This is a genomic window from Candidatus Omnitrophota bacterium (assembly GCA_028717245.1).
GTDB lineage: Bacteria > Omnitrophota > Gorgyraeia > Gygaellales > Profunditerraquicolaceae > JAGUYA01.
Genome location: JAQUOD010000001.1, coordinates 354622 through 374736 on the forward strand (window position 1 = coordinate 354622; position 20115 = coordinate 374736).

General features: G+C 44.3%; 20 protein-coding genes. All 20 read right to left on the reverse strand.

The window, feature by feature from the left end:
* Positions 1-27: 27 nt before the first annotated feature.
* The 20 genes from PHV44_01820 to PHV44_01915 all read right to left on the reverse strand — a co-directional run bounded on the left by PHV44_01820 (position 28) and on the right by PHV44_01915 (position 19892).
* Positions 28-813: an MBL fold metallo-hydrolase gene (locus tag PHV44_01820; GenBank protein ID MDD5592023.1), complete on the reverse strand. Its 786-nt coding sequence runs from the start codon at positions 811-813 to the stop codon at positions 28-30.
* Positions 798-1280: an NYN domain-containing protein gene (locus PHV44_01825; GenBank protein MDD5592024.1), complete on the reverse strand. Its 483-nt coding sequence runs from the start codon at positions 1278-1280 to the stop codon at positions 798-800. The genes PHV44_01820 and PHV44_01825 overlap by 16 nt, the downstream gene beginning before the upstream one ends.
* Complete coding sequence (locus PHV44_01830) at positions 1213-2205, reverse strand: lysylphosphatidylglycerol synthase transmembrane domain-containing protein (protein MDD5592025.1); 993 nt, start codon at positions 2203-2205, stop codon at positions 1213-1215. Before PHV44_01830 ends, PHV44_01825 begins: the two co-directional genes overlap by 68 nt.
* Before the next feature lie 10 nt (positions 2206-2215).
* Positions 2216-3106 carry a phosphoribosylaminoimidazolesuccinocarboxamide synthase gene (locus PHV44_01835; protein MDD5592026.1) on the reverse strand — a complete coding sequence of 297 codons (891 nt, stop codon included), beginning with the start codon at positions 3104-3106 and terminating at the stop codon, positions 2216-2218.
* Positions 3099-4892: a phosphoenolpyruvate carboxykinase (GTP) gene (locus PHV44_01840; protein ID MDD5592027.1), complete on the reverse strand. Its 1794-nt coding sequence runs from the start codon at positions 4890-4892 to the stop codon at positions 3099-3101. Before PHV44_01840 ends, PHV44_01835 begins: the two co-directional genes overlap by 8 nt.
* Positions 4889-5797 carry a thioredoxin-disulfide reductase gene (gene trxB / locus PHV44_01845; protein ID MDD5592028.1) on the reverse strand — a complete coding sequence of 303 codons (909 nt, stop codon included), beginning with the start codon at positions 5795-5797 and terminating at the stop codon, positions 4889-4891. Before trxB ends, PHV44_01840 begins: the two co-directional genes overlap by 4 nt.
* 85 nt (positions 5798-5882) lie before the next feature.
* Positions 5883-6839, reverse strand: coding sequence for a lipoyl synthase (lipA, locus tag PHV44_01850; protein ID MDD5592029.1), 957 nt, complete (start codon positions 6837-6839; stop codon positions 5883-5885).
* Positions 6836-7033 (reverse strand): DUF6485 family protein, encoded by a 198-nt coding sequence (locus PHV44_01855; GenBank protein MDD5592030.1) that lies wholly within the window; start codon positions 7031-7033, stop codon positions 6836-6838. The genes lipA and PHV44_01855 overlap by 4 nt, the downstream gene beginning before the upstream one ends.
* Positions 6996-7532 carry a peptide deformylase gene (def, locus tag PHV44_01860; protein MDD5592031.1) on the reverse strand — a complete coding sequence of 179 codons (537 nt, stop codon included), beginning with the start codon at positions 7530-7532 and terminating at the stop codon, positions 6996-6998. The genes PHV44_01855 and def overlap by 38 nt, the downstream gene beginning before the upstream one ends.
* Entirely contained in the window at positions 7507-7857 is a 351-nt protein-coding gene (locus PHV44_01865; GenBank protein ID MDD5592032.1) for an aspartate 1-decarboxylase, read from the reverse strand. Before PHV44_01865 ends, def begins: the two co-directional genes overlap by 26 nt.
* Before the next feature lie 21 nt (positions 7858-7878).
* Positions 7879-8469 carry a DJ-1/PfpI family protein gene (locus PHV44_01870; GenBank protein MDD5592033.1) on the reverse strand — a complete coding sequence of 197 codons (591 nt, stop codon included), beginning with the start codon at positions 8467-8469 and terminating at the stop codon, positions 7879-7881.
* A 4-nt stretch (positions 8470-8473) separates the two neighbouring features.
* Positions 8474-9529, reverse strand: coding sequence for an acetate kinase (locus PHV44_01875; protein ID MDD5592034.1), 1056 nt, complete (start codon positions 9527-9529; stop codon positions 8474-8476).
* A gap of 3 nt (positions 9530-9532) precedes the next feature.
* A complete protein-coding gene (gene pta, locus PHV44_01880; GenBank protein ID MDD5592035.1) occupies positions 9533-10462 on the reverse strand; it encodes a phosphate acetyltransferase in 930 nt (309 codons plus the stop codon).
* Between the two features lies 1 nt (position 10463).
* Positions 10464-11555, reverse strand: coding sequence for an AAA family ATPase (locus PHV44_01885; protein ID MDD5592036.1), 1092 nt, complete (start codon positions 11553-11555; stop codon positions 10464-10466).
* A 9-nt stretch (positions 11556-11564) separates the two neighbouring features.
* Complete coding sequence (trxA, locus tag PHV44_01890) at positions 11565-11888, reverse strand: thioredoxin (protein ID MDD5592037.1); 324 nt, start codon at positions 11886-11888, stop codon at positions 11565-11567.
* 497 nt (positions 11889-12385) lie between these two features.
* Positions 12386-13963 carry a hypothetical protein gene (locus tag PHV44_01895; protein ID MDD5592038.1) on the reverse strand — a complete coding sequence of 526 codons (1578 nt, stop codon included), beginning with the start codon at positions 13961-13963 and terminating at the stop codon, positions 12386-12388.
* A gap of 69 nt (positions 13964-14032) precedes the next feature.
* On the reverse strand, positions 14033-16243 hold the full coding sequence (locus PHV44_01900) for a tetratricopeptide repeat protein (protein ID MDD5592039.1): 2211 nt from the start codon (positions 16241-16243) through the stop codon (positions 14033-14035).
* Between the two features lie 6 nt (positions 16244-16249).
* Positions 16250-16954 carry a hypothetical protein gene (locus tag PHV44_01905; protein MDD5592040.1) on the reverse strand — a complete coding sequence of 235 codons (705 nt, stop codon included), beginning with the start codon at positions 16952-16954 and terminating at the stop codon, positions 16250-16252.
* 37 nt (positions 16955-16991) lie between these two features.
* Entirely contained in the window at positions 16992-17597 is a 606-nt protein-coding gene (locus PHV44_01910; protein ID MDD5592041.1) for an RNA polymerase sigma factor, read from the reverse strand.
* Positions 17598-17726: 129 nt separating this feature from the next.
* Complete coding sequence (locus tag PHV44_01915; protein ID MDD5592042.1) at positions 17727-19892, reverse strand: sodium-translocating pyrophosphatase; 2166 nt, start codon at positions 19890-19892, stop codon at positions 17727-17729.
* Between the last annotated feature and the right edge of the window lie 223 nt (positions 19893-20115).

The following is a 20115-nucleotide window of genomic DNA, read 5'->3' on the forward strand; positions in this document are numbered from 1 at the left end:
AAGTGAAGGGCATAAGTTATGCGCTCATTAAAAGTCAAGCGCCATTCCGTCATAGGCTGCCAATACCTCTATCCCCAGCTTTTTGGATAATTCCTCTGCCTGTATATGGGGTTTTGCCTTAAGCATGGTCATGCCAAAATGCGTAAGTATAGCTTTCCTGGGCCGGATATCCCTGATTAAAGTTTCAGCATCCAAAAGGCTCAAATGGTCTATCTCCGCGCGGGGTTCAAAAAATACTACGCAGATAATTAATATGTCTGTCTTATAAAAATCTGACAGCTCTTTAAAATACCGGGTGTCCGTGAGCAGGGACACGCTTGTATTTTTAAGCTTGAATTTTAAACCATAGGTCGAAACAGGATGGATGTGTTTCATCGAAGTCTGAAAGGAAAAATCGCCCACGCTATATGTCTTATCGGCTTCCAATATTTCTATCTTCTCCAGAAAAGCCCTGGTGTGCCTCAACAATACAGGGTCTTCGCCTATGGCGTCACCCGGACAAAATAATACGCCTCTCTTTTTAAATCCGCCTTCTGTCATGGCTTCAATCATCACGTTTACATCATTAGCGTGGTCGAGGTGGCGGTGCGTCAATATAATGCCGTCTAATTTTCCCGGGTCTAACCTGGGCCGGCTAGAAGCGCAGCGCACTATGCTGCCAGGGCCCGGGTCAATAAGGACGTTCGTCCCCTTATACGAAACCCACAGGCCTCCTGATGCACGTAACTGCCTGATCATTACAAAGCGCGCCCCGGCAGTGCCTAAAAATTTTATAAAGTCCCCCTGGCTTGGTTTATCTAATCTTTTAACCATATCTTTTTTAATTCCTGGTTTATCGCATCCATCTGGGTATAGGTTAATTCGGTCTTGAGCAGATCCTTCTGCCGGGCCTGCGATTTATCCTTCGGGCAGATAAATTCTTCAACGCTAATCGGCCGCGCCCCCAGCGCCCTGATAAAAAATTTTATCTCTTTATCATCGGAAACTACCACGACGTTCTTAGGGTTACTGTGTACTTCAACCATCTTCTTAATCCTGCTATCTGCCGATTCTTTACAGGAAAAAACAACGCGGATATCGGAACCATTCAATTCCTGTCCGGATGAACCCGCGTAGCCGTCAAAGACTACGGTAATCTTATTGTTAGGGCTACCGCATAATTTTTTGGCCTTAATTAATTCCAAAAGCGCCTCTCTGGGGTCTTTTATCTTTTTATGGGCAGGGGTGAACTTGCTGTGGCTTGTGATATTGCATCCGTCTATGATGTATGTTAAGGACATAAATGAGTCCTCCTATAAGGGCATATACCAGGATAAAGGAAAAGTTTATCAGGGACATGGCAAAAGCCAGATCCTTGCTCATGCCTGCCTTGGAAAAAAAGTATATAGTCGTAGCATCCCGTAAGCCCAGGCCGCCTATAGAAATGGGCAAGAGCGTAATGGCTCCTATAATAGGGATATAGACAAAAAAGTAGGCGATATTTATCTTAACCCCCAGGGAAAGGGCAATGATATAAAAAGTGAGGGGAGTAATAGACTGTATAAGGATAGATAAAATAAGGTTATTTACGATTATATTTTTCCGGTGCCTGAAAATATGGATCTCCTGGTGCAGGTTTTTGATGGCCTCTCTCATCCTGCCGGCAGTAGGCGAATGCAGGATTTGATTTATCTTAGAATACAGGAAACTATTAAATAATATTAATAATGCCACCACCAATACGCCGGTGATGACAGCCACAGACCAGAAGACGCTTTTTTCCTCCACTAATCCCCAGCCAAAAACCAGAGCCAATAATGTTACTGTTACCAAACCTATATAACCGCTTAACCTGTCTAATAATACCGTAGTCACAACTTCCCGGGGCCTTTTTGTATGCGTAGCCAGATCAATACTGCGGATAAGGTCCCCCCCGATGCTGGAGGGCAGAAAAATATTAAAAAAATTCCCTCCGGCAAAAGATATAATTACCCTTTTTAAGGGTAGGTAAACTTTAGCGCCCTTAAGCAGCATCTCCCAGCGAAAGAGAGCCAGGATATATAGAGAAAAATAAATAAACGCCGCAAGGAGCACAAGGCCTATATCGGCATTGCTGACTACTTTCCATAAGGCCTTGGCATCTACGTGCCTGAATAAAAAAATCAGCAAGACAATGCTGATACCGACTCTCAAGAATACAGGCAAAATTTGTTTTAGTATTTTCATTTATTTTTCCTTAAAGTTCTTTGCCGGTCAATCTCTTATATGCCTCAAGGTATTTTTGGCTCGTCTTCTCAATAATCTCCGGGGGCAGTTTTGGCGCAGGCGGAGTCTTGTCCCAATCTAAACTCTCCAGATAATCCCGCACAAACTGCTTATCAAAACTATGCTGAGGCTTACCCGGCTGATACTGGTCCGAGGGCCAGAAACGCGAAGAATCCGGGGTGAGCGCTTCATCGATTAAAATAAGCTTATCTTCCTCTATACCGAATTCGAATTTTGTATCCGCGATAATAATCCCCTTATTAAGCGCATAATCGCTGGCTTTTTTATAAATAGCTATGCTTATCCTTTTTAATTTATCGGCAATATCCCCGCCTATTGCGCTTGCCACTTCTTTTTGGGTAATATTCATATCGTGGCCCGTGTCTGCTTTGGTAGAAGGGGTGAAGATAACCTCCGGCAGCTTATCCGATTCACGCAAGTCCACAGGCAACTTTATCCCGCATACTGACCCGCTCCGCTGGTACTCTTTCCAGCCTGAACCCGAGAGATAACCCCTGACCACACACTCTACAGGCAGGGGTTTTGTTTTTACCACCAACATCGAGCGGCCGGGGAGTTTGCCCTTATATTTCTGTAACTCTTTAGGATACCGGTTTATATCTGAAGTGATAAAGTGATGCGGAATAATTTCCCGGATAAAATCAAACCAGAAACAGGATAAGCCGGTTAAGACCTGGCCCTTACAGGGTATGCCGGAAGGTAAAACCACATCAAAACAAGAGATCCTATCCGTGGAAACAACCAGCAATTTATCGCCTAAATCATAAACGTCCCTTACTTTGCCGCGCTTGTAAAGTTTCAGGTCTTTAAAATCAGTAGTCAATAAAATGTCTCTAGTCATGGGATCCCAGGCGTATGCGTAAGGCCTCATATTCCTGCCACAATTCCTGCGGCAGGCTTCTTTTGAATTGTTTAAAGAACGCCTTGATGCCTTTTAATTCCTCAAGCCAGGCCTGTTTATCTATCGCCAGGAGTTTCTCCATGGCCCCGGCGGATAATTGCAGGCCGGTCATATCTATATCAGAATTGCTGGGGATATAGCCGATAGGCGTTTTTACTGCCTCTACCTTATTGTTGCAACGGTCTAATATCCATTCTAAAATTCTTAAGTTCTCTCCAAAACCCGGCCAGAGGAATTTATTTTCCGCATCGACCCTGAACCAGTTTACATGGAAAATTTTAGGGGGCTTAACCATGCGCCTGCCCATTTCTAACCAATGCCGGAAATAATCCGCCATATTATAACCGCAGAAAGGCAGCATAGCCATGGGGTCGCGGCGTACCTGGCCGATCTTTCCGACTTGCGCAGCAGTCAATTCAGAGGCCATAGCCGCTCCTAAAAATACGCCGTGCTGCCAGCTAAATGATTCCTGGACTAAAGGCGCAAGATGCGCCCGGCGCCCGCCAAAAATAATAGCGGAAATAGGTACGCCATGATGTTGCTCTATCCTGAATGAAGCAGTAGGGCAATTAGTAATGGGGGTAGTAAAACGGCTATTAGGATGTGCGCCTAAAACAACTTTCCCATGAGCATCAACTATACCCGGTTTCCAGGCCCTACCCTGCCAGTCAATGCCTCCGGAAGGAACTTCACCGTCAGCCCCCTCCCACCATACTGTGCCGTCTGGTTTTAAAAGAACATTGGTATAAATAGTATCTTTCTTGATAGTCTCAACCATATTAGGGTTGGTTTTAGAATTCGTCCCCAAGGCAACCCCAAAAAAACCCGTCTCCGGATTAACTGCCCAGAGCGAGCCGTCAGAATCAATGCGCATCCAGGCAATATCATCGCCTACTGTCCAAATACGGTAACCTTTTTTCTTCAGGCCTTCAGGGGGAACGAGCATCGCCAGGTTTGTTTTACCGCAAGCGCTGGGGAATGCTGCGGCAATATATTCGACATGGCCGCTAGGCTCTTCAATACCCATAATCAACATATGCTCGGCAAACCATTTTTCTTTTCTGGCCAGAAAACTGGCGATACGTAATGAAAGGCATTTTTTACCCAGCAGTACATTCCCGCCATATCCGGAACCCACGCTCCAGATAGTATTATCCTGGGGGAAGTGCAATATCAATCTCTTATTTATATCCAACTGGGCCTTGGAGTGAAGGCATTTGGTAAACTCAATATCCTTATCCAGCTGCTTAAGGACTGCTTCTCCGGCGCGGGTCATGATTAACATATTCAGCACTACGTAGCGCGAATCGGTTAATTCTATGCCGATCTTGCTAAAGGTAGAGCCCACCGGCCCCATGGAGAAAGGAATAACATACATCGTCCTTCCTTTCATCGCACCCTGAAAAATTACTTTCGCTTTTCTATAAGCTACCCCGGGAGACATCCAGTTATTTGTTACTCCGGCGTCGCGTTTTCTCTTTGTGCAGATAAAGGTAAGGTGTTCTGTACGCGCTACGTCATCAGTACTGGTGCGGTGCAGAAAACAACCCGGGAGTTTATCCTGATTTAAAGGAATAATCTCCCCCTGGGCAATGGCTTCTTCTTCTATTTTCTTTCTCTGGGCCTCTGAACCGTCTATCCAGGCTATCTCATCCGGCTGACAGAGTTTGGCCATTTTATTGACCCACTTAACCAATTTTTTATTACGGGTGGGGAATTTAATCATTTATTTAATAGGTATTTATGCGCGGAATCAGCGGCTTGCGCGCCTTCTGCGCAGGCGGTAATGACCTGATATAAACCTTTTTTACGGCAGTCTCCGCAGGCAAATACGCCCTCACAAGAAGCCTTCATGTCCTGGTCAGTCATTATAAAGCCGGCTTCGTCCATATTCAATTGATTTTTTAGGAAAATAGTATTCGGCTCTATGCCCACGAATATGAATACCCCCTGCGTAGAAAGTTCGCTCGTAGAACCTGTTTTAACATCTTTAAGCTTCACTGACTCTGCCTTATCCTTGCCTTTGATTTCTTCTATAACGGTATCCAAAATAAAATTTATCTTAGGATTCTGCCGCGCCTTCTCTTCTAATATTTTTGATGCCCGCAGGGCCTGGCGGCGATGAATAACATTAACTTTTTTGGCATAGCTGCTTAAAAAAAGCGCATCTTCTATAGCCCTGTCTCCCCCTCCGACGACTATGATATCTTTATCTCTGAATAATGGCCCGTCGCAGGTACCGCAATAAGAAACGCCCCGTCCGGTAAGCCTTTCTTCACCTGCTACACCCAGGCGCTTAGGTTTAGCTCCGCTGGCAATAACCACTGTCTTGGCCCGATATTCCTCCTCTCTACCGGATATTTTAGATTCGGGGCCAAAAATTATTTTCTGCGCTTCGTCGATTTTTATTTCCACATCTAATTCTTCAACTTGTTTCTGCATTGAAGAAATAAGCTTGTCGGTAATCACCCCCCCGGAGAAACCGGGAAAATTTTCAATAGTAGGAGTCAAAATAACTTGCCCTCCTAAACTCATCTTCTCCAAAAGCAGGGTCTTCATACGGAACCTGCCTGCATACAGGGCGCAAGTCAATCCTGCAGGCCCGCCTCCGATAATAATCAAATCATACATAATTCAATTTCCAATTAGCCAATTGCCAAATCCCAATTAATTTCCAATTATTCAATTACCAATTGTAAAATCGGTCATTGGTAATTTATTTGACATTGGAAATTGGTAATTGGCCATTATTGTGTAATAATGCTAGTTCGTTATAAATCTTCCCTGCCTGATAAGAACTGCGTACTTTCGGCCCGGATAATACTGCCTTAAATCCTAAATCAAGGCCGACCTCTTTATAACGCCTGAATTGCTCAATATTAATGAATTCCTGGACAGGATAGTGTTCTTTAGAAGGCGCCAGGTACTGGCCCAGCGTCAGAATATCGCATTGGCAATATCTTAAGTCCGCCATAGCCTCTATAATTTCTTCTTCAGTCTCGCCTAAACCCAGCATCAACGAGGACTTGGTGATTAAGGCACGATTTACACTCTTTATTCTGGCCAGTAATTCTAAAGAACGCAGATAACCTGCCTGCGGCCTTAATTGCGGGTACAACCTGGAGATGGTCTCCAGATTATGCGCCAAGACAGCGGGCTTAGACATAATCACAGTTTTGAGGCTGTCAAAATGCCCTGAGAAATCCGGAATCAACGCCTCTATCTTGGTATTTTTATTTATCCGGCGGATTAATCCTATTGTCCTGGCAAACTCTCCCGCGCCGCCATCGTTTAAGTCATCCCTGGTAACCGAAGTAATCACCACATAACTTAAATCCAATAATTTAATTATCCGGCCGACCTTCCCTGGTTCGTTTTGGTCAATCGGTAAAGTTTTTTTGCTGGTTTTTGTTACGGCGCAGAACCTGCAATCCCTGGTGCAGGTATCCCCTAAAATCATAAAAGTAAATTCCAGGTTCTTAAAACAACGGCTAAGGTTAGGGCATCTGGCTTCCTGACATACGGTATGCACATTAAGCCCGGAAAACAAACGCATGCCAGCTTTGGCTTCGGCATCCGGTATATCCTGTCTAAACCACGCAGGCAATCTGTTTTTCACCCCGCTCTTCCTTGATATATTTAATTCGTTTATTTTAGGAAGAGCAGGGTTCATTTATTTGTTCTGATAAAATTGGCGATGGAGCGGTCATAAGTTTTTTCTATATCGGCGGGGAAAAAACAGGCAGGTATCTGGCTGTTCTTACGATGATAAAGAACGCATTCGCAACAGACCCCTTTCCTGGAGCAAGGATCATAACTACAATTGCAATTAGCGAGATTCCTTTTTTGATTCGGGCAATCCTTCATCTTTTGACCTCTTTTTGATTTGCGCTAATTTCCTCTTTATCTTTAACTTATCAAGTAACGAGGCGTAATCGACAATAAGCTTGCCTTTTAAATGGTCTATCTCATGCTGAAAAACACAGGCCAATAAGTCTTCTGCTTCTATGCTCACATCCTTGGCGGATTCATCCTGCGCCTGGAGTAAAACTTTTTTAGCGCGCTTAACCTTTATACAAACACCGGGAATACTCAGACAACCCTCTTCCGTAATCTGCTGGCCCTCTTTTTTCACGATTCTGGGATTAATCAATTTATAGAGGCCGCTGCCGATATCCACGACAATTATCGCTTCGTTAATGCCTACCTGGGGCGCTGCCAGGCCTACGCCTGAATTAGCATACATTAACTGAACCATGCGGCTTAATATATCGCTATGGCTAGGCGTTATTTTCTTTACCAGACAGGACTTTTTCCTTAATCCGGGTTCACCCAACAACCTAATCTCTAATGCGGTTTCTTTCATTAACGGTAATTATCTTTGGTTTGATAGCCTTGGCATCCTTATCGTCAACTATGGCGTAAGAGACAATGACGACCTCATCGCCTACGCATGAGCCCCGCGCGGCCGGGCCGTTAAGACAGATAACGCCGGAATCCCCCTTGCCTTTGATAGCGTAGGTCTCCAGGCGCTGGCCGTTATTCAGATTCAGCACTTCCACCTTTTCGCCCTCAATAATATCTGTTGCCTGCATCAGCCTTTCATCGATAGTGATGCTGCCTTCATAATAAAGATTTGCTTCTGTAACATGCGCACGGTGTATCTTTGATTTTAAGAGTGTCCGTAACATATTTCTCTCCTCATTTCTTCTTTATTTTAATGCCTTAACTAATTCCTGCGCGAATTCAGCTACCGCAGTGGGTCCAGAAGCGGTAATAATATTTCCGTCTTTTTCTACTGCCCTTGCGGTATAATTTGCGCCTTTTGATTTAAGCTCGCCTGCCTCGGAAGAAAAAACCGTAGCGCGCCTGCCTTTTAAAATGCCTGCCCTGGCTAAAGTAACCGGGGCAATGCAAATCGCAGCTACAATTTTATTCTGGGTAAGCGCCTCCTGGGCTAATTTGTGCGCCAACGGGTCATCGTAGTATTGAATGGCGCCTGAGCCGCCTACGAATATTATCGCGGAAAAATCCCCTATCTTTATGTCGGTAAGCAAAATATCAGGCCGGGCTTTTGCGCCCAACATGCCTTCTATCTGGTTAATGGTCGTAGAAGCAACTTTAACCTCTATGCCGTTTCTTTCCAGGATATTTTTAGTCTCTATGAGTTCCTCGTCTCTAAACTCAGTTGAAGGGATAATCATTACTACTTTTTTCATATCTACCGCCCTCTCTTGGGCATAACCCATTGCTAACAATCCATAATTCACAACTAATAATAAAGCTAATAAGGTTCTTTTCACTCTATTAACTTTTTATCAGCCGATAGGCCTGCCGGGCAATAAAGAGCTCTTCGTTGGTAGGAATAACCAGGATCTTTGGTTTCTTCTTAAGATACGAGAATAAACCCCGGGAAATTTCTCCCCTGATCCTTTTCTGATTTTCGCCGATACCTCCCGTAAACACCAGGGCATCGCAGCCGGACATAATAGCGGTGTAGGCCCCGATATATTTTTTGATCCGGTAGATAAAAATATCAACGGCCAGCCTGGCGCGTTTATTTTGTTTTTTTGCCCTCTCTTCCAATATTCTCATATCATTGCTTATACCGGAGATGCCTTTGAGGCCGCTGGCTTTATTGAGAAGATCCTCCGCCTGAGAGATATTAAATTTTTCTTTGTGCATGATATAGGTGACCAGGGCCGGATCAATATCTCCGCAGCGCGTACCCATGATTAAACCTTCTAAAGGAGTAAAACCCATACTGGTATCAATGGATCTACCCCTGTCTATTGCCGTAATACTGCAGCCATTGCCTAAATGACAGGTAATCATCTTTAATCGCGCAATCGGTTTTTTTAAACGCCTGGCTGCTTCATGGGCTACGTATTGGTGGCTGGTGCCATGAAAACCGTATTTTCTGATACCGAATCTTTTATAATATTCATAAGGCAGGCCGTAGATGTAAGCGTAGTCGGGTAACGTCTGATGAAAGGCAGTATCAAAAACGGCGACCTGTCTTATACCCGGTAATAATTTCTTACAGGCCAGGATACCGGCTAAATTGGCAGGGTTGTGTAAAGGTGCTAATTCACAACACTCCTTTATCTCTTTGATTACCGCGGCATTGATTAATATTGGTTTTTTAAATTTTTCTGCTCCGTGCACCACACGATGCCCCACTAGGTCCACGTGCCTGACCTTTCCTAAAACCATCTTCAGGCCCGTATAATGGTCTTCTATTTTAGAGCCTTTTTCACCGATATGCTCAATTATGCCGTGCGTTGAATTCTTTTCGGTAGGCATATCAAACAGCTTATATTTTATGGAAGAACTGCCGCAGTTTATAACTAATATATTCATATTTTATTGTGCCCTGATTGCAGTCACTGCTACACAATCTACAATATCCTCGGCAGAACAACCGCGCGATAAATCACTGCAGGGCTTATTCAAACCCACGATTAACGGCCCTATTGCGCGGGCCTTAGCCAGCCTCTCTACCAGTTTATAACCGATATTCCCCGCCTCTAAATTAGGAAAGATCAAAACATTTGCCCGGCCCTTAAGCAGGCTGTCAGGGTATTTGATCTCTGCTACTTCCGGGACAATGGCAGCGTCTACCTGTAATTCTCCGTCAATAAGAAGGTCTGGCCGCATTTTCTTCGCCAGGGCTAATGCATCCAGTGTCTTATCTATAACCCTGCCCTTCGCAGACCCTTTAGTGGAATAACTCAAAAACGCCACTTTTGGAGTAACACCCAGCACCTGTTGTGCTAAACCGGCATTGGCAATGGCAATAGAGGCTAACTGCCTGGAATTAGGGTCAGGGACAATACCGCAGTCCGCAAAAACAAATGCCCCTGCTTCCCCGTAAGGAGAATCCGGAACAACCATCAAAAAACAGCTGGAGGCGATATTTATCTCTTTTTCTACCCCCAGGCAGTGTATCGCAGCCCTGGCCACATCCGGGGTAGTATGGCTTGCCCCGGCCACAAAACCGTCGATTTCTCCGTTATGCGCCATCATTGCGGCATAATAAAGAGGGTCCTCTAAAGTTTTTTTCGCCTCTTCTAAGCTGATTCCTTTTATTTTACGCAATTCGTAATAACTTTTTGCGTATTCATCCTGCCTGGCCTTATCCAACATCCCCCTGCCGAATAATAAAACCTTAGCAAAACCTTCTTTTTCTATAATTCCTGCTGCTTCCTTGACCCGCTTGTCTTCGATTTCGGGCAAGGCGATAGTTTTTATTTTTAGTTTTGCGCGCGCCCTGATTTTATTAATAATATCCATATTATAACCCCTTTGTAATCATGTCCAGGTCCACATAATCATGAATTATTTTTTTTACTATCTCTATTTTCTCCCTGTCAGCCGGCCTGATCTTTACGGTCAGGTCATGCACTATTGCAGCTGCGGCATAGGTATCTGACCTGGCTAATAATACGGGTATAGAGGCTGCCTTTGTCTGTTCTATAACCTCATCAGATGGCATCAAATCTCCGGTCAGGACTATCCCGGCAATCTTACAGCCTTTACCTGAAAGTTCCAGGGCAAGCTTAATCATGTCCTCCCGGTCTCCGGGAGTAATCATCAGGCTGTGTCCGGTAATATATTTTACGGCATCTTTTACCTGCATTGCCCCGATTACCACCTTGGAGACATGGTTATCTAACGCCGTATCAGCGCATTCAAATAATAATTCATATTCCGTCTCTTCCAACAGCTGCCTGACAGTAGGACAGGAAAGCACGGGGTTGTAGGGTACGACGCCTAATACCTTGATTCCCTTGCGGCGTAAGCCCTTTCTGATTAAATTATTTATCTTGCCGAATTTTTCCGGTATAACCTTATTGACAATTACACCTAAAAGTTTTACGCCCTCCCGGTCAAAGAGCGCCTTATTCAAAATAATTTCGTCAATGGGCCTGCCGATGCCTCCGGAAGAAATCATAATGACTTTTGAACCGAGTAATTTTGCCACTACGGCATTGGAATGGTCAAAGACCGAACCTACTCCGGCATGGCCGGTACCTTCGATAACTACCAGGTCTTCTTTTTTAGAAACGCGCTTAAAGGCATATTTAATTTGCCTGGTAATGTTTTTCCGTTCAGGGTTGGCAATATATTTTTCGGTAAAACCCTTTTCTACGGCTACCGGACTCATATCTTTCAACTTAGCCTTTATCCCGTATAACTTCAAGGATTCCTCAATCAATATAGAATCCTCGTCCACCTTTAAGCCGTCTTCCTCCAAATACCTCTGGCCTACCGGTTTAATAAATCCTATTTTCTTAAAATGCTTCTGTAAGTTGGATATCAACCCCAAGGCGACGGTAGTCTTGCCGTCATTCTGTTTTGTAGCGGCGATAAATATCTTCTTCATCCTAGGGCCCTAAAGAAGGTTCTCTTCTATCCTCTTTTTTAATTCAGCCTTACTCAAAGCGCCGACAGCCTGGTCCATGACGCGGCCTTGTTTAAAAAACATCAGTGTAGGTATGGACATTACTCCATAATGGGTGGGAGTTTTGGGGTTTTCATCTATATTGATTTTGCCGATTTTTATCCTGTGGCCGTATTCCTTGGCCAGTTCCTCGATAAAAGGCGCGATCATCTTGCAGGGCCCGCACCAGGTGGCCCAAAAATCCACCAAAACCGTCAGGTCCGCTTCCAAAACTTCCTTCTTAAAATTAGTATCGGTTAAATGTAATAAGGCCATCTGGTAATAAAATTATTAAATAGACGGAATGAATTTATAAAATATCACAAACAGTGGGAGAATGCAAGAGATTTTAGGCTTCCGCTAAAATCCGTAGATATATATAGCAGTTTAACGGGTCCTGTCTTGGCTTGTTCTCGCAGCATCGCTCGAAATTCCCAGCGTGAATTTCTCGCTTCGTGAAACTTCTCGCTCTCGATACTAAGCAGGGGCGAAACGAACCTTGCCCGCTCGAACTTTCAAGATGCTGCTGAAAAACATGCCTCGTTACCCGCTAAAGATAAATATGCTAATTTACAAATGAATCTGGCAGTTTTCGAGCGAACGTTAGCATTTAGTGGGTGGCTTGGGTGTTTTCGACAGCATGTAGTTTGTGCGAACGGCCAGGGTTCACCCGCTACCACAAATATCAGTGAGAGTGAGCACAAACTCCAAGCGATCCGCCGTAGGCGGAGAGCGGTGCTGGAGAAAATACCCAAGACAGGACCCACTACCTCTCAAGTTCCTTGACTCTCATGAATTTGGCGGGAGAAATAGCCACCGGTTAAGGCATCTATGGAGGCGGTGAGTTCCTGCAGTTTTAACTCCTTCTCAAACCTTTTCTTCCTGTCTTCTATACTAAGATTATCCATCTCCGCCTTAGTGCGGATACGCTCAAAATATAATTTGGTCACCTCATCTAAGATCTCATCGCGTAACTCTACCATTAACCGCGAACGCACATCAATGGAGGTCTGGTCGTCGTTCCAGATGAGTTCGCCTAAATCCCAGCTTAAAGTCACATCCCAACCTATGCCATCGTTGCCCTTACGCAGTATATCGTCTTCGGTCTTGGTGCTGGAACCTGTCTCCCAATGCCAGAGGTCAGTAATATTCCTATCCAGGCCTATGTTCACTTGAGGCAGAAACGCTCTCTTGGCTGCCTGTTTTCTCCAACGCATAATCTTCTGAGGTTCTACTTCAGCATACTTAATTGCCGCCTGCTGCACTTCATTAATCTTAGGTTCGCCCTGGCAATACAGGAAAAAGGTATTGCCACCCCCATTGTTACTAAAACCTGTTAAATTTGCCTTAAATAATCCTTTATCACAAGCCGCATAAAGATTATTCAGGTTATCTAAAACCAGAAACCTGATATCATCTGCTGGCAGGCTAAACGATAATTCCTGCCAACGCCCCATGCTATATTTAAATATACCGGATTTGGTAAGCGCGTAGATGTCGGATCTATCGGAAACTAATAAAAATTTTATACCTTGGCTCAACAGGCCGTAGTTAGAAACTGCATCCCAACTCTTACCTTTATCCTGGCTCTTATAAAGGCCTTTTGCGGTAGCCAGATAAAGATAATTTAAGTTATTAAGGTCGCAACTTATATGGCTTACTTGCGAAAAACGCTGCTCTTCATCCCGATCCCCCTTCTCTTGCCCGTTATCGCTATCTCCATTTTCTACGGGCTTAGCTACAAAAACCCTCTCCCAGGATTGGCCTCCATCTTGCGTCTGGAAAACCCCGTCTACACAAGCCAGAGAAATATAGCCCGATTTTTTGGGATGAACGGCAATAGCGAGAATATTACTGTTAGCTAATGTGCCTGATGCCCTTTGCCAACTGCGGCCCTTATCTTTACTCACGAAAAACCCGGACCTGGTGCCTAAGTAAATGGCCTCGGATAAAACCGCGATGCTTGTGCAGTCACTTTCTAAATAGTTCTTACCCTGAAAAATCCTCCTCCAGCCCTGGCCTTGATTATGGCTATAGAAAAGGCCGTTGCCGGTTGCCGCATATAGATAATTTCTGTTCTGATGATCAAATAAAAGGAAATTTACTGCCTTGTTTTGGCCTTTTGCCAAAAAGATATTCCTCCAACTCTCTCCTGCATCCTCTGTCTTAAATATCCCCTTATCAGAACCGATATAGATAATGCGCGGATTTTTCGAATCGATTAAAACACACCTTAAATCCAGGATTTCCCTGCTTATGTTCTGCCAGATGAACTCATCAGCTAGGGATCTTGTCCTAAGGCCTAAAATAAATAAACCTGCAGCTGCCAGAATTACAATATATTTTTTCATTTTGCCCTCCTTTTATATTAATAGACGCAGGAAGGCAGTAAATCTAACAGGATTTTTTTAACGGCGGGCCTAGTTGGTGCTGGGATTATCGAATTCCGAGAGTTTCTCCTTTATTTCCTGGTATTCAGGCGTACCCATCTGCCCATAAATCTCCTGGGCCTGCCGGAGATAGTCTTTGGCTTTATTCCTCCGGCCCCTTTTTTCGTATAAAACCCCCAGGCTGTAAAAAGCAGAAGCAAGTTCCGGGCGCGCGTTTATTTCTTTGCCGGCTAAAACCGATTGCTTAAGAAACCTTTCGGCATCAGCAAAATTATCCATCTCCATATATAATTCGCCGATCATGCCATAATCACCGGCGATATTGGGTTTATTCTGCTGCCTCTGATCAATTGCTAACCCTTTAAAGTAATAAGCTATGGCCTTTTGGTATTGTTTCTCAAAGGCATATATCTCACCCAGGTTAAAATAATAATCGCTCAGCTCTCCTTTTAATTTTAATTTTTCGAATAGCTTCAGGCCCTTATGATAAAAATCCCTGGCTGCGGCAAAATCATCCTTATTAGTAAAAACCAGCCCTATATCGAAATAATCGCAGGCTAAATTATACCTATGCTCATACAGATATTTCCTCTCCCGGTTGATTTCCGAACTCTTCATTAATAATTCCAGGGCCTTATCATTATCCTCCTTATCGATGTACCAGACCGCCAGTTTCCTAAGGGCGATTGCTTCATTCAGCTTGTCCCCGCCTTCGCTGCTTAGGCGGATAGCTTTATTATAGAAATCAAACGCCTTAGAATATTCTCCCTGCAGGTGATAAATCCAGCCGATCCCGATATAAGCACAAGAGAGATGTTTTTTATTATTCTTCTTTTCACTATAAAGGGCATAATCAAAATAATATTTAAGCGCCTTCTCCCTATCGCCTTGCCTCTGATAAGTATCTGCTAAAAGAGGATAAGCCTGCAGAAAAAGTGGCTCCTTTTCAATGATTTGTCCGCAGAGTAAAATAACTTTCTGGTTATCGCCTTTAAGATACAATTTATGCGATTTAGCAAAAGAAAGGTAAGTATTGGGATTTATGGTCGGCAGCCAGGCATATAAAGGTATGCAAAGAGATACTATAAGGGCTACTGAGGCAATCGCTAAAGCCGGTTTTTTATATAAAGAGGCCTTTCTTTTAAACTTTAGCGCCTGCGGTTTATGCTTAGGTTTAAATAATATAAAGCTGGGATTTCCGTAGAGAAGATAACTCATCCAGGATACGCCGGCAATGCCATATTCTTTGATTAATTTTAGGCGCCCCAGGCGCACGCATTCTCCTACGCAGGAGCCCCTAATTAACTGGGTATAGAATTCCTTGGCAAATATCAGGCTTACGGGGTCTTCGATCTTGCGCGTGGTGCCGATATAATGCCGCACGCCGGAAAATAAAAATGCCGAGGCCAAGCTGTAATTTTTCTCTTGATAATCTGCATCCGTTAAACCGGATGCGGCCCTTGCAGAATGGCAGGCATTGGAAAAAATCAGACTCGGCAAAGGCGAACTCTGCGCCAGCTTAAGGATATCCGAAGGCGTAAACTTCCCGTCGTTTAACAACCATCCCATATTTTTCTGGTTATCCGTATCATATTCGCAGTGTCCGGCAAAATGCACGATATCATAATCGCGCAGATTTTTCTTTACATAGAGCGTATCGATAGAGGTAGATTTAAAATTGATGCTAATCTCGTTTCTTCTGCGGTCAAACTGATTTTTGATATACACGCCCTCTAGATACGCGGACCTTAGGTCATTGGTAGGGTTAGCCAGTATCAACATCCTGGGAGTACCCATGTGGCTTCGGTATTGCGGCAGGCGTATTTCATCCTTGGTCCGGATTAACCTGCCTAAATTAAATTTGAGGCACAGGAAATTTTCTGCGTCGTATAAGAGTTCCCAGGGAATATGGACTAATTTTTCATCTATGGAAAGGATTAAATCCTTAATGATCGTGGACTTTAATCTGTCTTTAACTATCCTCGTAAGCAACTGGTCCCAGAGTAGCTGGCCTATTTTCCTAAGGTTTTGCAGGGCATCGGACTCTAAAATACCTCCTGGGGTAGCTTTATTCAATATAGCTATCATTTCCTGGCATAATTTATCTATTTCGGGAAAGGATACGGCTAGCTGGCTATAATGCCTTAAGGTCGAGGCAAGCTCTTTTTGTTCAAAAATGCTCATCGCCAGCGTCTCTTCTTGCCGCGATATCTCTAAAACCAGGGCATTCGATTCTTCCATCTGTTATTATTTTTTTATATCCAATAATACGGAGGCGATTTTGCTTTCGGGATTAGATATCTCAATGGTATATTTGCCCGCTAATACATGCTCGAAAATCACCTTTTCGGAATCGCTAAGGTAGGACTCTAGTTCCAGATCTTCTTTGAAGAGGGTAACCCTTAAATCTTTTATGACGCGATGGGTTTGCTTATCTTTTACAAAAACGCTCAAATCAAAAACCTCACCCACCTTCCTTTCTAATTTTAACTCTACCCTAATATTCTTAAAATCCTTTAATATGGTCACTTCGTCTTTAAAATCTTTTATCTGACGGCTGCGCAATACGGGCGCAGGCACAAATTCCTGGCCCACCAGTATATCTCCGGTAGTATGGATTATCTCTAACGCCTTTTCTTTAAAGGCAATACAAATCTCTAAAATAGGGGCCTTACCTTGCCCGATAACTAAATTTTTCATACGTTCCAACAATTCTTTAGGCACGTTTTTACCCTGCTCGGGCCCTAGCCTCAGCTGAATAGCAAAGGCCTCGGCACAGATATCGCAACTGAGCAAATGTTCTTCTAAATCCCGGCTTTCTTGCTGGCCTAGCCTTCCTTCCAGAAAACAGGCCCAAGCCTCCTCATCAGGATGCGTGTCATGAACCCTGACGTGACCGGATCTCCATCTCTTATAAACTGCCTTAATTAATCTCTCTAATCGATCTGCCATTTTTAAACCCTCTCCTGCTATAATAGACGCAAATACTTCAGCAATCTAACATAAAACCTTTGTCTCTAAAACACTCTCTTAACCGTTCTAAAATCCGCGACTTACGCATATCTATGGCCCCGCGAGAGACTTTAAAATAGGCCCTTAGTTCTTCGAGGTTTAACCCCCTATGGATATGTAGCTCCAAGAAATATTTATCATTATTCTCCAGTTTATCAATGCAGTCTTTAAGGTGCACCAGCCTCTCCTGTTGATTGTAGGTATCAGCTGCAGACGGAGAATTAGAAGAAAGTATCTCTGTAAGGCTAAAGCCCTTATCGTCTTCCTCATCAATAGAGATAACTGACTTAAGCCGGCGCGTGTAACTAATGGTAAAATTAACCGTAACTTGTCTTAACCAGCTGGCGAGGCTTGCGCCATTTCTGGCTTTAAAACTGCTTAATTTTCTAAAATTATCTTTGACTAAGGAGAGGATTATTTCCTGAAAGATATCGTTAAGGTTTTCCTGCGTAAAGCTAGAACCCTGGATTTTTAAAACGCTGTGTATATAGTTATATATCAGGCGGGAATACTTATCTATGAATTCATCCCAGGCGCGTTTGTCCCCTTTGGCACACTTTTGGACAAACTCTAGATCATCCATAGTGGTAAAATTATACCACTAAATATTCCCCTTTATCAATCTTTTTTAGTAATTAGAACTTGGGGGGGGACAGGTACAATCTTAAGTTTGCACCAGGTGCCCGATTAGTTTCGCACCTGGTGCAAAAATTTATTTGAAGAGGGTATGGGAGATAATAAAGGAAGCAAAAACAATAGAGACCATAGACATAAGTTTAATCAGGATATTCAGGCTGGGGCCGGAAGTATCCTTAAAAGGGTCGCCAACGGTATCGCCGACAACCCCTGCCTTATGCGCCAGAGAGCCTTTTCCGCCGTGATGGCCTTCTTCTATATATTTCTTGGCATTATCCCAGGCGCCTCCGGAATTAGCCATCATTATTGCCAGGACAAAACCGGATACGGTCGCGCCGGTCAAAAGCCCTACTTCTGCTTCAATGCCCACAAAAAGCCCCACGGCAATAGGAACAATTATGGCCATAAGCGAGGGTATGATCATCTCTTTCTGCGCGGCTGCAGTAGCTATATCCACGCAACGCGCATAATCCGGCTTAGCTTTACCTTCCATCAGGCCGGTTATCTCCTTGAATTGCCTGCGCACCTCTACTACGATTTTACCCGCTGCCCTGCCTACCGCGCGCATAGTCATAGAACAGAATAAAAACGGCAGCATCCCTCCAAGAAATAAGCCTACCAGGATATTGGGGTTCATCATGCTCAAGTTCATCTCTTTACCGTATAGGGCTATCTGGTCGCGATAAGCGGCAATTAAAGCTAAGGCGGTTAAGGCGGCTGAGCCAATGGCAAATCCTTTTCCTGTCGCAGCGGTAGTATTACCTAAGGCATCCAAAGCATCCGTCCTTTTTCTTACTTGCGGGTCCAGATTAGCCATCTGGGCGTTACCGCCGGCATTATCCGCTACCGGCCCATAGGCATCAGTAGCCAGGGTTATACCTAACGTAGAAAGCATACCCACCGCAGAGATAGCCACGCCGTAGAGCCCGGAATTAAAATTTGCCGCGCCTCCGGATAAGAAATAGCTGGTCAATATAGCAATCCCTACCACGATAACCGGTATAGCAGTTGACATCATGCCTACGGAGATACCGCCGATAATTACGGTTGCCGGCCCGGTCAAGGCAGCATCAGCGATTGATTGCGTAGGTTTAAAATGGCTGGAGGTAAAATACTCCGTAGAGAGCCCGATCAATACGCCCGCAACCAATCCGGATAGGACCGACCAATAGATCCCCAGATGCTGGCATCCTAAGGTATACTTCACCAAAAAATAAGATATAATTGCCACTAATATGGAACTGGCAAATACGCCTTTTCTTAAAGCCGCTAATAAAACTCTCTGGCTTGCCTGCTCCTGGCTCCTTACGAAGAACGTCCCGATAATCGAAGCAACTACGCCCACTGCTGCCATTACCATAGGTACAGTAACGCCAGCCACTCCTAAGCCCGCAGCCACGCCTAAAGCAGAAGTGGCTACGATTGAACCGACGTAGGACTCATAAAGGTCAGCACCCATCCCTGCCACATCGCCTACATTATCGCCTACATTGTCCGCTATAACCGCGGGATTACGCGGATCATCTTCGGGGATTCCCGCTTCTACTTTACCCACCAGGTCAGCGCCCACATCCGCTGCTTTGGTAAAGATGCCGCCTCCAACCCTGGCAAAGAGTGCTTGAGAGCTGGCGCCCATACCGAAACAAAGCATAGTAGAAGTAATAGCGGTAATCTTATCTGTGCCGACGGGTAAAGTATGCGCCTGGAAAAACCATTTTAGGTAAGGATAGAGGCCTTGCGGTAACCATGCCGGGATAGCGTAACTACTATAATAAGCATTCAGAAAAAAATACCAGATGGATAAATCCAACAACCCCAAACCCACTACGGTCAGGCCCATGACTGCGCCGCTGGAGAATGCCACGCGCAGCCCTGAATTCAAACTCTTCATTGCCGCAGCGCTGGTCCGGCTTGAAGACTGGGTAGCGATGCTCATCCCGATGAATCCGGAGAGCCCGGAAAAGAAACCGCCGGTCAAAAAGGCAAAAGGCACAAAGATAGCCAAATACTTATTTATAGCGAGCACCAGGAGGATAAAAAAAACTACGAAAAAGAAAATCGATACCCCTAAGTATTGCCGTTTAAGATAGGCCTTGGCACCTACCCTTACTGCCTGGGCAATCTCTTTCATCCTGTCATTGCCCTCATCCTGCTTCATGATATAAAATGCCAGATACGCCGCAAATAAGAGCGCGGTTATCGAGCCTACCGGCGCTAACCAGAGAAGATCAACCCCTGCCATTTCACTACCTCCTCAATATTATAATTATAACTTATTCAAAATTAGAAAACAGAATAACACAAATCCTTCATATTAGTCAAGAAACTTTATTTCTACTGTTATTGCAAGGCAAAAATGTCCTGTTTCTAGCAAAGCAAGAATGTCCGGTTTTCATGTTATTGTTAATAGTAGTTCTTTTTCTTTTGGGACGGACTTTTCTTTTTGTTCATACTGTGAATATTGT